The following is a 14,263-nucleotide window of genomic DNA, read 5'->3' on the forward strand; positions in this document are numbered from 1 at the left end:
CGTCAGTCTGGCAACGACGCCATTCCCGAGGTCGATCGGGGCATCACGAGGTTTTCTGGGAAGGGTGTGGATAGCTCGCCCTTCTTCGCGGGTTCGATTAGCATGTCAATATTAGTGAAGTAATATGCGCCCCGATTGACCGCCATCGCAACGCCGGTCGCCTTGATCTGCCTTTCGAATTTCCAGAGCACGGAGAGATCGCCGATGGCGTGGCCTTCCTGTGCGCCGTAGGTCGAGACCACCATGACCTTTTCGAGCCCCGAACCTTCGACCGCATCCGCTATGGAATTCGCCGTCCGCAGTTCCTCAGTATTCGTATCCGTCGTAGGGGGCGCTTGCGGAACGAGCAGGAACGCTCGCTTCCCTCTCCTGAAGACATCTCGAAGGGCGTCCGTATCCTTGAGGTCCACCGCAACGCCTTCGACCTCGCCGCCCGTGATAGAATGCGCCTTCTCGTTGTCGTGCGTCACCGCAAGAACATTCTCGTTTGACGCCTTGAGACTTTGGACCACCTGCGAGCCGATGTTTCCGGTTGCTGCGAGAACAATGCAGGTCAATTCCTCTCGTCTCCCTTACCACGTTCTGGGGGCGAGATCGCGGCGGACGGGTTGGGCACTCGCCTGGCATTTCGTTGCCCGCAACGAGAAACCGGAAAAACCGTTGCGTCTGCCATCCCCGTCGCGTCCGTTGACACGCCGCGATCTCGCAAGGCTAACCATTGGACTGCGGGATCGTTGCGACACAGATCGCGCAAGCAGGTCCGACGCGACGAAGCACCCTACTGACGGATGACAACTCTCTCGGGAACTCCAGCGCCCGTTAAGGAACGATCGGCTCCCGGTCGGGTTTAACCTCGTCATAAAAGGGAGGAAAAACCCATGGCATTCATCGAGGCGAAAGACGGCGTCCAGCTCCACGTCAAAGACGTGGGAACCGGTCATCCTGTGGTGCTGATCCACGGTTGGCCTTTGACGGGGGATATGTTCGAATACCAGACGCTGGCGCTTCTTGAGGCGGGCTATCGAGTGATCACCTACGACCGCCGTGGATTCGGCCAGTCCGGACATCCCGCCGACACCTACAATTATGACGTCTTCGCAGACGATCTCGGCGCGGTGCTGGAGGGTCTCGATCTCCAGGAGGCGCATCTGGTCGGCTTCTCGATGGGTGGCGGCGAGATTGCCCGCTACCTATCGCGCCATGGGACCGCGCGTGTCGCCAAGGCTGTGCTGGTTTCGTCTGTCGTCCCGTATCTGTTGAAGGACAGCTCCAACCCGGATGGTGTCGATTCCAGTGTCTTTGTCGACATGAAGCAGCAAGTCCGTGAGGATCGTTTCGCCTTTCTGCAGAGCTTTGCGAAGACCTTCTATGGTGTCGGTCTCGTTAGCAAGCCCGTCAGCCAGGGCGTGCTCGACTGGTCGTTCGTCCTTGGTGTCATGGCGAGCCCGAAAGCCACCATCGACTGCATTGATGCTTTTGGTCGGACGGATTTCCGACCGGATCTGAAAGCCTTCACCATTCCGACCCTGATTATCCATGGCACGTCGGACAAGACGGTTCCCATCGATCCATCAGGTCGAGCCGCAGCCGCAGGAATCAGCGGCGCGAAATTCATCGAATATGACGGAGAACCTCACGGGCTGTTTGCCACCGCACCGGAGCGTCTCAATCGCGATCTGATCGAATTCCTTGGCTGACAGAAACTCTGATCCGCTGCCATCCTGTCTGGCGGCGGGTCAAGCCCCTCCAACGTCCAACCGGAATGGAAAGACCATGACGACATCAGCCCGCAAGCCGCCCGAGAAGCCGAGCGACGAAGCAGACCGTCATCAGATCGCGATGGCCAAGAAGGAAGGCGCTGCCTACCACGCCTCGCTCAAGTACATGGCCGAAGAAGTAGCCGACAGCGGCGGCATGAAGCGTGCGGGCGACTATATCGTCGCCTACGCGCAGGAACGCGCCGAGGGCATGTATATGCTCAAGGGGAAGGCGAGCTCGAATGGGACGCGCCGACGGACGAAAACTGCCATCTGGAGATTTCCGTCAGCGACGCCGGCGACCAGCGCTTCATCCCCTATCTGGAAATCACGGCAAGACTGACCCCTGAAAGCGGCAAAGCCGTCGGCCCCTTCGAGGTACCTTTCGTGTGGCATCCCGGCCTCTACCACTACGGCACGAACATCAAGGTCCCCGGAGATGGGAACTACAAGCTTGACGTGACCATCAAGCCGCCAACATTCATGCGGCATGACGAGGTAAATGGGAAACGCTACGCGAAAACCGTCGAGGTGACGTTCGAGAAAGTAGCGATCAAGACCGGGCAAGAATGAGGGTCAACCCATTTTCCTTTCGTGAAGCTCCTTCTGCGCTTTCTCAGTCTTGAGGAGGCGCAGGCCCATGGCGTGCAGGACGCTCGGCGATTGGTAAACTGAAGATCGCCGTATTCAATAACCTCGATACGGTTACCCCATGGATCGAGGAAATCGGGAAAGTTTCCGCCCAGAAGTTTCGCGCCCGCCTTTTCAGCGAGGACGCGGACATGGCTTCCGTCATCGACCACCAGCCGAAATGACGATCGCGGTCAGGCCTCTGATGTCTACCACGGCTCAGCGCGATGAACTGATCGCCCATATCGATGAACGCCATCGCGACACAGCCCGTATCGTCTTTATGGCTGCCTCGAAGGTTGGAGGTGAAAATACTTCCGTGGAAATGCAGCGCTTGCTCGATATCCCCGACTTCGAGCGCGTCATCGCCATCACGCGTTCTCGCCTGGATACTGCGAGGCTTTGAGCAATTCTGCCAGATGGACGGTGTTGCGGACGAGCATATCGACGGTTTTGGTGACGACGTCGGGCGCCGTTTTCAGATCCACGAAGTTGGTGCTGCCCATGGCTTCTCCGACTGAGTAGGCGTCCGCGTTGCGGGGATCGTAAACCCGACATCGTTCAGCGTTTGATAGACGTCGGCGGAGACATTGTGCGCGCCGTCCTCGTTGCCGACCACAGCGACCGCTGCGACGCGACCGTAAGACACCATTCGGCCCTGCTCGTCAGTCTCTTCCAGAAAAGCGTCCATACGCTCGAGCGCTCGTTTGGTCACCAACGATGTCTGCCCCATCCAGATCGGGGTACGCATGACCCGGATGTCCGCGTCGAGAATTGCGGCTCGGATGGCAGGCCATGCGTCGCCCTCTCCTTCGTCGGACGTGACGCCCGGCAAGATGTTATGGTCTGCCAGGCGAAACAGTGTCGTCTCGACGCCATAACCCTGCATACCGTCAGCTATAAGAGCAAGCATGCGAGCCGTCGAAGATGGGCTCACCCCAGACGACTTGAGCGGTCCATTGAATCTACCGCTGTCAGGGTCATGACGATCTCCATCTCATCATCGGGAATACGCATAGGCCCCGCCCCGCTCCAAGGCAGTCCGGTAGGCAGGTCTCGCGTGAATTTTCTGAAGCCATGCCATCGTCGCGGGGCGACTTTGGTCCAACCCTGCGCGTTTCGAAGCCGCCTCGAGCGGAAAGCTCATCATGACATCAGCCGCGCTTATGTCGTCGCCGGCAAACCACGGTCGAGACCGCAACTGGCTTTCGACATAGTCCAGATGGACATCCAGCATCGGCCTGATCTTCTTCGCGGCCAGCTTTCCGACCAAGGGGATCTTTGAGGCAACGAGAACAGCGAACAGGACCGGCATCACCGACCCTTCCGCATAGTGCAGAAACTGCCGGTATCTGAGTGTGCCCTCAAGATCCTGGGGCGGCCCCAATCGGCCTCTAACCTTCGCCACCAGGTACTCACAAATCGCACCGGTTTCCACCAGCGTGATTGTGCCTCCATCACTTGTGTCCTGAACGATCGGAGATTTGCCGAGCGGATGTATCTGTCTCAGCTTCGCTGGGGCTGACATGTCCGCGTTTCGCTCATATCGCCGGATCTCGTAGTCGAAACCGAGTTCTTCCAGCATCCAGAGAATGCGCTGGGATCGGCTATTATTGAGGTGATGTACAACGAGCACTGAGGCATCCTCCCAACTGGCGGGCGATCACGGCTGGCCGCCACCTCCTGCCGCTCCATAAACCTGCCCGGTCGCATAGCTCGCCTTGGGATCCGCAAGCTGCACGTAGATAGAGGCGAGTTCCGCCGGCTGGCCAGGTCGGCCCATCGGCGTGTCGCCGCCGAATCCTTGAAGCTTCTCCATCGTCGCGCCGCCGGATACCTGTAGCGGCGTCCAGATCGGTCCCGGCGCGACACCGTTCACACGGATCCCCTTCGGCCCGAGCTGCTTGGCCATCGATTTGGTGAAGCTCATGCCGGCAGCCTTGGTGATCGCGTAATCGACGAGATTGGCCGATGGATCGTAGGCCTGCTCGGATGTGGTCTGAATGATGACCGATCCCGGCGTCATGTGCTCGAGCGCCGCCCTGGTCAGCCAGAACATTGCGTAGATGTTCGTCTTCATCGTCGCGTCGAAGTCCTCCGAGCTGATATCGCTGATCGACTGCGCCTGCTGCTGCCGCCCCGCATTGTTGACAAGCGTGTCAATTCCGCCCAAGGCTGCGACGGTGTCCTCGATGAGCGTCTTGCAGAAGGTCTCGTCACGAAGATCGCCGGGAAGCGCCACGCCTTTGCGGCCTTCCTTCTCGATCAGCGCGATGACTTCCTGCGCGTCGGCCTCCTCGTCAGGGAGATAGTTGATCGCGACATCCGCGCCCTCGCGTGCGTAGGCGATCGCGGCAGCCCGGCCCATGCCGGAATCGCCGCCCGTGATCAGTGCCTTGCGGCCGGTGAGACGACCGGAACCGACATAGGAGGTCTCGCCGTGATCCGGCCTTGGGCTCATCCGGCCAGCAAGGCCCGGGAACGGCTGGGTCTGCTTGTCAAACGGCGGCTTCGGATAGGTCTTGGTCGGATCGACGGTCATTGCAATCTCCGGGAGGCTATTGGCATTTGAGTAGTCAAGCGAAGAGCCCGGCGCTGAGGCCGGGCTCCTGTCATCTCAGTGCTTGTGCTCAGGCATGTCCTTGAGCTGGTCCTTGGTCCAGGTCGTGACGGCATGCACGTCGCCATCCTCGTCGCGCATAAACTCGAGGTCGGACAGCGGAACAGCAACCGGCTTGGCACCGATCCCTAAGAACCCGCCGACATCGATGATAGCCTGGCTGCCCATGCCGGAGCCGTGGACGTGATCCAGCTTGCCGATTTTGTGGTCATCTGCGCCGTAGATGGTTGCGCCTTCGAGGATAGCCGGGGTGAGCTCGGTCTGGGTCAGGCGTACGTGATTGGTGTGGTCCATTGTCGTTTCCTCCGTGTGCTCGGAGACTGGCAAACAGATCTACAGAGAGATTGTTCCAGGTTCGCCTCGGGGCCACGCAACTCCCAACTTACCTCCGCCGGCGGTTCTGGGTTTCCAATCGGCCTAGGCACCGCTCTCATGGTATGCCTGACGGCACAATTATGCTTCCCGCGCGTTGAGGACGATCCTCTCACGTCGGTATAACGCCGGCTGCACTCGGAGATAGCCCATGACCATGTCCGTCAACGGCCAAGCCGTAACGCTTCCCAACGATGCCCGTGTCTCACTCCTAGATTTCCTGCGTGAAGACCTCCACCTTTCCGGTACCAAGAAAGGCTGCAACCAAGGTGCTTGCGGCGCCTGTACGGTTCTGGCGGATGGCGAACGCATCCTTTCCTGTCTGACGCTGGCAGTTCAATGCGAGGAGCGTGCGATCACCACGATCGAAGGGCTGGAGCAAGAGGGCGTTCTTCACCCACTACAGCAGGCCTTTATCGAGCACGACGGCTTCCAATGCGGATACTGCACGCCGGGACAGATCTGTTCTGCGATCGGCATGGTGGCCGAAATGCGCCGTGGTGTGCCAAGCCAGCTGACCGACGACTTGGCTGCGGACGTCGTCCCGCTCGATCGGGACGAGGTCCGCGAACGGATGAGCGGTAATCTCTGTCGCTGCGGAGCCCATAACGGCATCGTCGAGGCCATTGAGGATGCGCTGAAGGAGGCGGCAGAATGATACCGTTCTCCTTCATGCGTGCGGGCGACGCCAATACCGCCCTTGATCTTGCCGCCAATGGCGCAGCAAAGTATCTCGGCGGCGGCACCAATCTCGTCGATCTCATGCGTGAGACTATCGAGAGGCCTAGCGCGCTTGTCGACGTCACGAACCTATCGCGCGAAATCGATACGCGCGAGGATGGCAGCATTCTGATTGGCGGCGCCGCGCGAAATACGGCTGTAGCGGAGCATCAGTCTATCCGGCGGAACTATCCGATACTGTCACGGGCGATCGTGGCCGGCGCCTCCCCGCAGATCCGGAACATGGCAACGGTTGCTGGCAATATCCTCCAACGCACCCGATGTCCCTATTTTTACGACAACGAAGGCTCGCATTGTAACAAGCGTCAGCCGCAAGATGGATGTGACGCTATCGCCGGTTTCAACCGCTATCATGCGATCTTCGGGGCCTCGCCGTCCTGTATTGCCACCCATCCTTCCGACATGTGCGTGGCATTGGCGGCGCTCGATGCGATCGTCCATCTGAGAAGCGAGAATGGCGACCGGAGCATACCTCTCAGCGAACTCCATCGCTTGCCGGGTGACCGGCCAGACATCGAGACCGTCATGCTTCCGGGCGAATTGATCACCGCAATCGAACTGCCCGCCTTGCCGTTCGCTGCAAACTCGACCTATCGGAAGGTGCGCGACCGGGCAAGTTATGCGTTTGCGCTGGTCTCGATCGCGGCGGCGATAGATGTCGAGGACGGGCTCGTCACCGACGTCAGGATCGCGATGGGTGGCGTGGCGCCGAAGCCATGGCGTGCGTTGAGGGCCGAGGAGGCTTTGCGCGGCCAGCCAGCGTCGGAAGGGTCCTTCCGTGCCGCAGCCAGAGCTGAACTGTCTGATGCGAGGCCTGCCACTCGTAACGCATTCAAGGTCGAACTTGCCGAGCGCACGCTTGTCGCCGTGCTTTCGGACCTGACGGGAGAAGCAGCATGAGCATGTTCGACAAAGCAAAGGAAACAGCTCAGGGTGCGATGCAGGCGGTCATGAAGAAGGCGGTCGAGGTCGCTCCGGACCGGTGGATGCCAGGCGGCGTCCCCGACCCATTGATCGACGCCAAGCATGGTCATGTCGGTCGGCCGGTCACGCGGATCGACGGCCCACTCAAGGTCAAGGGCGCAGCCCGCTTCGCGGCAGAGTTTCGCTCGGACGGAATGCTCTATGCGGCACTCGCCTACAGCACCATTCCCAAGGGCCGGATCTCGCATATGGAAACCTCGAAAGCTCAGGCAGCGCCGGGCGTCTCGCTGGTTATGACCTATCGCAACGCGCCACGCATGAACCCTCCGCCCAAGTTTCTGTCACAAGAAAAGGCAGCGGGTGGCGATGATCTGCCCGTGATGCAAGGCGACGATGTTCATTGGAATGGCCAGCCGGTTGCACTCGTTCTGGCAAGCACGCAGGAGCAGGCCGATCACGCGGCATCGCTGCTTGAGGTGAGCTACGTCGCTGAGGCCGCAGCGACATCGCTTTCCAACGCCAGAGTGAAAGGTACCGAGACCGGTGCCTTCATGGGCGAACCGCTTCATAACGAGGTCGGCGATGCCGAAGCGGCTTTTGCCAATGCCGAGGTGAAGGTTGACAGCACCTACCATTCGCCACGTCACAACCACAACGCCATGGAGCCTCACGCTGCCACCATTCTGTGGGAGGGCAACAGGCTTATCATCCATGATGCTACTCAGGCTGTTGCGCATACCGCCTGGTCGATGGCACAGGTCTTCGACATGGATGAGAAGGACGTGCATGTCACCTCCCCTATGTCGGTGGAGGATTTGGATCGAAGACCATGTGGCAGCATCAGATCCTTGCTGCTGCTGCATCCAAGCTATCAGGACGTCCTGTTCGGATCGCGCTGTCACGCGAGGGCGTATATCGCATCGTTGGCGGCCGCAGCGAAACCGAGCAGCGTGTGGCGCTCGGCAGCACAACCGGCGGCAAGCTGACATCACTCATTCATACGGGCCTGACACCACAGTCGCCACATAGTGCCCTCCCCGAACCATTCATCATGCCGACCCGTGGCGCCTATGCGGTTGAAAACATCAAGCTCGACGTGCAGACATGCCGTCTCGATATGATGGCCAACACCTTCATGCGTGCGCCGGGAGAAGCGGTCGGCACGTTCGCACTCGAATGCGCCATGGATGAGCTGGCTGACAAGCTCGGCATTGATCCGATCGAGCTGCGTGTTCTGAACGAGCCGGACCAGGACCCGATTGGTGGAAACCCGTTTTCCTCCCGTAACATCGTCGAGGCTTATCGTCTCGGTGCTGAACGGTTCGGATGGAACGAACGCAATCCAATCCCGGCGAGCCGGCGGGAGGGCGAGTGGTTGATCGGCATGGGTTGCGCTACCGGCACCTATCCCTACTACCGCATGCCGGGCGCGGCGGCCCGCCTGACAATGGCCGCCGACGGGCATGTCACGGTGGATGTCGCCGCCCATGAAATGGGCATGGGTACATCAACCGTGCAGACCCAAGTCACTGCCGATCGCCTCGGCCTGCCCCTAGGCAAGGTGACGTTTCGTTATGGCGATAGCTCGCTCCCTGGTGTGATCCTGGCCGGCGGTTCTCAGCAGACCGCAGCAATAGGCATGGCTGTCATGGTTGCCTATGGCGAACTGGTCAGCGAGCTTCTGAAACTCGCTGGCAATGACTCGCCGCTGGCGGGCCTGGGCGCCGAGGATGTCGTCAGCGCGAACGAAGGCCTTGCCAAGCGCGACGAGCCCGGTCGCTTCGAAACCTATTCCTCGATACTGTCGCGCGCCCAGAAACGCGAGCTGGTCGTAGACGGCAATCCGCCCATGCCGTTAGAGCTTCAGCACTGGTCGATGCATTCCTACAGCGCCATATTCTGCGAGGTCCGCGTAAACGCGATCACAGGCGAACCACGCGTCAACCGCATGCTTGGCTCGTTTGATTGCGGCCGCATTATCAACCCGAAGACGGCGGCGAGCCAGTTCAAGGGCGGCATCATCATGGGAATGGGCCTCGCTCTGACCGAGGAGACCTTGTTCGACGAACGGAATGGCCGGATCATGAACCCGAGCCTTTCCGATTACCATATCCCCGTTCATCTGGATGTCCCCGATATCGACGTCATCTGGACCAACATCCCCGACCCCCATACACCTATGGGCGCCCATGGTGTGGGCGAGATCGGCATCACCGGGACTGGTGCGGCGATCGCTAATGCGATCTATAACGCCACCGGCAAGCGTGTCCGTGATCTCCCGATCACGCTCGACAAGCTGCTCTAGGCGGGAGTGTGCCTGCTGACCAGAACCAGCCCGCAGGTACCTCTTGGACAGATCCAGGCCGTCGGCTTGGAGGTAATTGCTCCAACTAAGCGACTTGAACCCCGACTTGTTTGCGACGTTCGATGCTGAATAATCAATAGCCAGGATCTACGCCGAACACCCAAGGCATGCCGGTTTCACACATCGCTTCGTTTCAGGAGGTAATCCAAACCGCCAGCACGGTACCATCGATAACCGTAGGGCTCGATCACCATGTGATGCTTGCCGCCACCATTTGCCTGGCTATTGGTTCCGTCGGCTATGTCGATAAGTACATTGCCATCATCGCCAATGCCCGCCTCGAATGTGATCTCCACCGGCTTGTCGTGAAAATTATGAATGGTGACGACGGCATTATTGCGCCAGTCGTATCGCATCGCCAATACTCCGTCGTCGCCGCAATCCAAGACCTCGAACGTCCCCCAACCGATTTCCGGCGCCTCCTTGCGCATGCGGATCATCCGCTCAGTCCAGTTCAGCATCGACTGCGCATCGCGGCGCTGGAAGGCGACGTTAAGATGCTCGAAGCCGTAGGGCCCTTTCTCGATCACCGGCAGAACAGGCTTGGTCCCCTTCGTAAACCCGCCTTGTGGCTCGTTCGACCATTGCATCGGTGTGCGCGCGCAATTGCGCTCTGGAAGTGACAGATCGTCACCCATGCCGATCTCGTCACCGTAACGCAGAACCGGTGTTCCAGGCAACGAATACATCAAGCTGTATGCCAGCTTGAGGCGCCGTTCATCTCCGCCCAGCATCGGTGCCAATCGACGGCGGATCCCACGATCGTAGAGCTGCATCGACTTGTCCGGTCCAAATGCAGAAAAGACCTGCTGGCGCTGGTTTTCGCTAAGGCGCCCGAGATCAAGCTCATCATGATTGCGCAGGAAGATCCCCCACTGACCGGTATGCGGTCTCTCCCTGGTCGCATCCATCGCCTTTGCAAGTGGGCGGGTGTCGGCGCTGGCCAGCGCGTAGAACAATGACTGGTTGACATGGAAGTTGAACATCATCTGCATACGGTCGCCGTCATCACCGAAATATTGCAGGTTCTCTTTCGGCACGACGTTGGCCTCCGCCAATATGATGCTATCGCCCATCCGCCACTGAAGGAACTCCCGGAAAGTTCGAAGCATATCGAACTGCTCCTTGGGCCTCTTCACCTCGGCGCCCTTCTCGGCGATCACAAACGGAACAGCGTCCATCCGGAAACCAGACACGCCAAGCTGCAGCCAGAACCCCATGATCTTGAGGATTTCTGCCTGGACGTGGGGGTTGGACGTGTTCAGGTCCGGCTGGAAGTCATAAAAGCGATGAAAGTAGTATTCTCCTGACGTCTTGTCCCTCGTCCAGGTGGTTTTCTGGACACCCGGGAAGACCATGCCTTCATCGGCATTGGCGGGCTTCTTAGCCGACCAGACGTACCAGTCCCTGTATGGAGAATTCTTGTCGGAGCAAGCCTCAAGAAACCATGGGTGCTCGTTCGAAGTGTGGTTGACGACAAGATCAATCAGCACCCGGATGCCGCGCTGCTTTGCGCCGTGGGTGAATTCCACAAAGTCGCCCAGCGTCCCGTAGCGGGGATCGACGTTATAATAATCGGAGACATCGTAACCGTCGTCACGGCCCGGCGATGCCTGAAAAGGCATCAACCAGATCGCGTTGACACCGAGGCCTGCCAGATAGTCCAGTCGGCGTTGCAGTCCCTGGAAATCGCCCACGCCGTCGCCGTTTGAATCCATGAAGGTTTCGACAGAAAGGCAATAGACGATGGCATTCTTATACCAGAGATCGTTGATCAAAGCGGCCTCCACACGCAATTTGCAAGCAGGCCCAAGTGCGTAATCAACCGAAAGGTTCCCTTTCAATCGACGTCCAGTCCGAATGCAAGGCAAGCTTTGATGTCGATTATCGCGGTGACAGTATCTGCGAACCGATTGGAACCGTTCGAAAATCGCGAGCTGGAACTTTCGAATGATATCTTCCTTTACCGAAGATCCCTCCGACATTCACTGAACCATGCGAGGACGCCGATGACTACCGAGTTCAGATCTCCCAATTGGTGGCAGCGATCGACAATCTATCAAATCTACCCGCGCAGTTTTGCGGATAGCAATGGTGACGGGGTCGGTGATATCGAGGGGATCATTTCCAAGCTCGACTACCTAAGAGCACTCGGCATCGAAATCATATGGCTATCGCCAATCTATGCCTCTCCGATGGACGACAACGGGTACGACATATCCAACTATCAGGATATCGCTCCTGAGTTTGGCACGCTTCAAGACTTTGACCGGCTGATCACAGAAGCGAAGAGCCGCGGCATCGGCATCGTCCTTGATCTCGTTGTAAATCATACGTCGGATGAGCATCGCTGGTTCCAGGAAGCGCGTAAGTCGGCCAGCAACCCCTACCGCGACTTTTACATCTGGCGAGAAGCGATTGACGGCGGGCCGCCCAATGCATTGACGTCTTCTTTCGGCGGACCAGCGTGGACGCTAGATCCTTACACCGGCGAATACTACCTGCATCTTTTTCCCGCCGGCAACCCGACCTCAACTGGGAGAACCCGTCGGTGCGCGCCGAAATCTATAAGATGATGAACTGGTGGCTGGAGCGCGGCATTGCCGGATTCCGGATGGATGTCATCGACTATATCGGCAAACAGATCGACCAAGGGATCATCACGGATGGCGCTCATCTTCACCACTACCTGCAGGAAATGCACCGCGAAACGTTCGGGAAGCGGAATGTTCTGACAGTCGGAGAGACCTGGAGCGCAACACCGGGGTCGGCACTCCTTTATTCCGGCCGGGACCGGCACGAACTGTCGATGGTCTTTCAGTTCGAACATGTGACGCAACAGTGGGACGAGGTCTATGGCAAGTGGCGATCGCGCCCCTTCGATCTCGTCAAACTGAAGTCTACACTCAGCAAGTGGCAATATGCGCTGGCAGATGACGGCTGGAATTCCCTTTTCTGGGGTAACCACGACCTCCCCCGCGCAGTTTCGAAATACGGAGATGTGAAAGGGTATCCGGTTGAATCGGCCAAGATGCTGGCGACCGTGATGCACCTCTTGAAGGGCACTCCGTTCATCTATCAGGGCGAGGAGATCGGCATGACGAATGTGCCGTTCACCAAGATCGAGCAGTATCGCGATATCGAGACCCTCAACATGCACCGCCTCCATCTCGAGGCGGGTCTATCGCCGGAAGAGTTCATAAAAGGTGCAAACGATAATGGACGGGACAATGCGCGGACCCCGATGCAGTGGACATCGGAGGCAAATGCAGGTTTCACCACCGGTATTCCATGGATCGAAGTCAACCAGAACTATACGGTCATCAACGCCGAGCGCGCCGTCTCCGACGAAAATTCGATCTGGAATCATTATCGCAAGCTGATCGGGCTCAGAAAAGAATACCCGATCATCGTCCATGGCCGGTATCAATCGTTTCTCGACCAACATCCCGACGTCTTCGTCTACACCAGGAGTCTGGATGACGCTCGCCTCGTTGTCATCGCCAGCTTTTCATCGAGAGAGCTCATAGTTGAGATTCCGACTGAACTGCAGGTCTCCGGTCGCTGCCTGATCCATAATTACGAGCCGGTCGAGATTTTACTCACTTCTATAACACTTCAGCCTTATGAGGCGTTCGCAATCTTAGGAAGCTCGAACTGAACGCCGGAACATAGGTGGGGACACGATGAGATTTCGCTTATCAGCTCCTGGCGGACGCATGTTCTTGAGCGCGCTGTACTATCCTGATCGATCGCATGACTCGTAGTGCTTTTGAGCGGGATCGAACAATCGGCCCACCTGATTGTAGTCGCTCAGTTCTGCGGCAGATATTCTGGCCATTCCTGCGCGCCATGGAGTATGCGAAGAATTCGGACTGTCGTATCGGTGATGGCGTAGGCGGCAACGTAAGGCGTACCATTGATCACGAGTTCGCGTGTGCCGGCAACTCTACCAATGCGCCCACTAGCAGGAAAATCGAGCAGGCGACGGGCGGCCTCCTATCCGCTCCTCGATGAGAACCGCGGCTACAGGCTTATCTGCCTCAAAGTGCGTGAAGATGGCGTCGCGATCCGATAGCGCAAACGCAGACCGAGTAAGCTTCACAGAAGGTTTTTCCTCCGCACTATCCGCTCCAAGCGCGTTTGAGTTCCTGAATGGACATGAACCTTTGACCCCCATTTTTTAGAAGAGACATGGATTCAACCGCTTAGAGTTTGGACGGCACGCGCCCCTTATGGAATCAGCCGTATCGCTGGCAAGAACGAAAGCCTGAAGCACGAGCGAGCCGAGGAACTTTCTGGCGACTTGTTAGGCCGGGCCTCAGGAAATAATGCCATCAGATCAACCTTACCCGCTCGTCAAAGCCATGGGACTGCCAGCTTTTTACCCTGCAGGGTCCAGACCAACCTACCGCTTCAGTTTTGGAGTTGATGCTCCTCGGGATTGCCGTCCATCAGCATAGTCATATATAGGACCGCAAAAACGCCTTCGGGGCGAAGGACGGGGTTAATGGACAAAGCAGCGCGCAGTTCCCAGCGCGTGTCGGTTGGACCGGACGCGCCAGCGCTCACTACGATTTTTGGAGGGACACTCGAGATGACTGACGCGCCTGACCTGACGACCCGAAAGGTCCTGGTCGTGGAGGATGACTACTTCATCGCCAGCGACATGGCCGCAGCGCTTCGCGGTGCAGGTGCGGAGGTTCTCGGTCCATGCCCCAACCAGGAGGCGATGCTCGATACAGTCGCAGACGCCGACACATGTCGTGCTTGATTCGAACTTGGGCGGTGGCGGACCATTCAATGATGTCTCCCTGCTCGCTCATAACAGGAACTGCGCCGGACAATGTCCAA

The 14,263-nt window shown here is 58.4% G+C and carries 13 protein-coding genes and 4 pseudogenes; 9 read left to right on the forward strand and 8 right to left on the reverse strand.

What is annotated here, in order from left to right:
- Positions 1 to 2: 2 nt before the first annotated feature.
- Positions 3 to 557 carry an NAD(P)H-binding protein gene (locus N7E02_RS04330; RefSeq protein ID WP_286578852.1) on the reverse strand — a complete coding sequence of 185 codons (555 nt, stop codon included), beginning with the start codon at positions 555 to 557 and terminating at the stop codon, positions 3 to 5.
- Between the two features lie 321 nt (positions 558 to 878).
- On the opposite strand from N7E02_RS04330, the gene N7E02_RS04335 reads away from it, so the two are divergent.
- From N7E02_RS04335 to N7E02_RS04345, 3 genes are all read left to right on the forward strand, one after another.
- Positions 879 to 1,697 (forward strand): alpha/beta fold hydrolase, encoded by an 819-nt coding sequence (locus N7E02_RS04335; RefSeq protein WP_286578853.1) that lies wholly within the window; start codon positions 879 to 881, stop codon positions 1,695 to 1,697.
- Positions 1,698 to 1,773: 76 nt separating this feature from the next.
- Positions 1,774 to 2,100, forward strand: a complete 327-nt coding sequence (locus N7E02_RS04340) for a hypothetical protein (RefSeq protein ID WP_286578854.1) — start codon at positions 1,774 to 1,776, stop codon at positions 2,098 to 2,100.
- Positions 2,079 to 2,330, forward strand: coding sequence for an iron transporter (locus tag N7E02_RS04345; RefSeq protein ID WP_510185300.1), 252 nt, complete (start codon positions 2,079 to 2,081; stop codon positions 2,328 to 2,330). Before N7E02_RS04340 ends, N7E02_RS04345 begins: the two co-directional genes overlap by 22 nt.
- A 43-nt stretch (positions 2,331 to 2,373) precedes the next feature.
- Here the strand turns inward: N7E02_RS04345 and N7E02_RS29435 are convergent, their stop codons facing one another.
- Complete coding sequence (locus N7E02_RS29435) at positions 2,374 to 2,646, reverse strand: hypothetical protein (protein ID WP_353622825.1); 273 nt, start codon at positions 2,644 to 2,646, stop codon at positions 2,374 to 2,376.
- Here N7E02_RS29435 and N7E02_RS29440 point away from each other — a divergent pair.
- A complete protein-coding gene (locus N7E02_RS29440) occupies positions 2,569 to 2,793 on the forward strand; it encodes a hypothetical protein (protein WP_353622807.1) in 225 nt (74 codons plus the stop codon). The genes N7E02_RS29435 and N7E02_RS29440 overlap by 78 nt on opposite strands.
- Here N7E02_RS29440 and N7E02_RS04355 read toward each other — a convergent pair.
- From N7E02_RS04355 to N7E02_RS04370, 4 genes and pseudogenes are all read right to left on the reverse strand, one after another.
- Positions 2,759 to 3,324, reverse strand: a pseudogene (locus N7E02_RS04355) (flavodoxin family protein). The gene N7E02_RS29440 and the pseudogene N7E02_RS04355 sit on opposite strands and share 35 nt — an antisense overlap.
- A 63-nt stretch (positions 3,325 to 3,387) precedes the next feature.
- Positions 3,388 to 3,972, reverse strand: a complete 585-nt coding sequence (locus N7E02_RS04360) for a glutathione S-transferase family protein (RefSeq protein ID WP_286578855.1) — start codon at positions 3,970 to 3,972, stop codon at positions 3,388 to 3,390.
- Positions 3,973 to 4,050: 78 nt separating this feature from the next.
- A complete protein-coding gene (locus tag N7E02_RS04365) occupies positions 4,051 to 4,929 on the reverse strand; it encodes an SDR family oxidoreductase (RefSeq protein ID WP_286578856.1) in 879 nt (292 codons plus the stop codon).
- Positions 4,930 to 5,004: 75 nt separating this feature from the next.
- Positions 5,005 to 5,301 (reverse strand): PRC-barrel domain-containing protein, encoded by a 297-nt coding sequence (locus N7E02_RS04370; RefSeq protein WP_286578857.1) that lies wholly within the window; start codon positions 5,299 to 5,301, stop codon positions 5,005 to 5,007.
- Between the two features lie 229 nt (positions 5,302 to 5,530).
- Here N7E02_RS04370 and N7E02_RS04375 point away from each other — a divergent pair, with 229 nt between their 5' ends.
- The 3 genes and pseudogenes from N7E02_RS04375 to N7E02_RS04385 all read left to right on the forward strand — a co-directional run bounded on the left by N7E02_RS04375 (position 5,531) and on the right by N7E02_RS04385 (position 9,349).
- Positions 5,531 to 6,037: a (2Fe-2S)-binding protein gene (locus tag N7E02_RS04375; RefSeq protein ID WP_286578858.1), complete on the forward strand. Its 507-nt coding sequence runs from the start codon at positions 5,531 to 5,533 to the stop codon at positions 6,035 to 6,037.
- Positions 6,034 to 7,020: an FAD binding domain-containing protein gene (locus tag N7E02_RS04380; protein ID WP_286578859.1), complete on the forward strand. Its 987-nt coding sequence runs from the start codon at positions 6,034 to 6,036 to the stop codon at positions 7,018 to 7,020. The genes N7E02_RS04375 and N7E02_RS04380 overlap by 4 nt, the downstream gene beginning before the upstream one ends.
- Positions 7,017 to 9,349: pseudogene (locus N7E02_RS04385) on the forward strand (xanthine dehydrogenase family protein molybdopterin-binding subunit). The gene N7E02_RS04380 and the pseudogene N7E02_RS04385 overlap by 4 nt, the downstream one beginning before the upstream one ends.
- Before the next feature lie 176 nt (positions 9,350 to 9,525).
- Here the strand turns inward: N7E02_RS04385 and N7E02_RS04390 are convergent.
- Positions 9,526 to 11,187 (reverse strand): alpha-amylase family protein, encoded by a 1,662-nt coding sequence (locus N7E02_RS04390; RefSeq protein WP_286578860.1) that lies wholly within the window; start codon positions 11,185 to 11,187, stop codon positions 9,526 to 9,528.
- Positions 11,188 to 11,418: 231 nt separating this feature from the next.
- Here N7E02_RS04390 and N7E02_RS04395 point away from each other — a divergent pair.
- Positions 11,419 to 13,070 (forward strand): annotated as a pseudogene (locus N7E02_RS04395) (alpha-glucosidase).
- A 152-nt stretch (positions 13,071 to 13,222) separates the two neighbouring features.
- Here the strand turns inward: N7E02_RS04395 and N7E02_RS04400 are convergent.
- Positions 13,223 to 13,514: pseudogene (locus tag N7E02_RS04400) on the reverse strand (type II toxin-antitoxin system RelE/ParE family toxin).
- A 492-nt stretch (positions 13,515 to 14,006) separates the two neighbouring features.
- Between N7E02_RS04400 and N7E02_RS04405 the strand changes: the two are divergent.
- Positions 14,007 to 14,183 (forward strand): response regulator, encoded by a 177-nt coding sequence (locus N7E02_RS04405; protein WP_286578861.1) that lies wholly within the window; start codon positions 14,007 to 14,009, stop codon positions 14,181 to 14,183.
- Positions 14,184 to 14,263: the final 80 nt, after the last annotated feature.

Source organism: Terrirhizobium terrae (assembly GCF_030323265.1).
In the GTDB taxonomy this organism is placed as follows: domain Bacteria; phylum Pseudomonadota; class Alphaproteobacteria; order Rhizobiales; family Rhizobiaceae; genus Neorhizobium.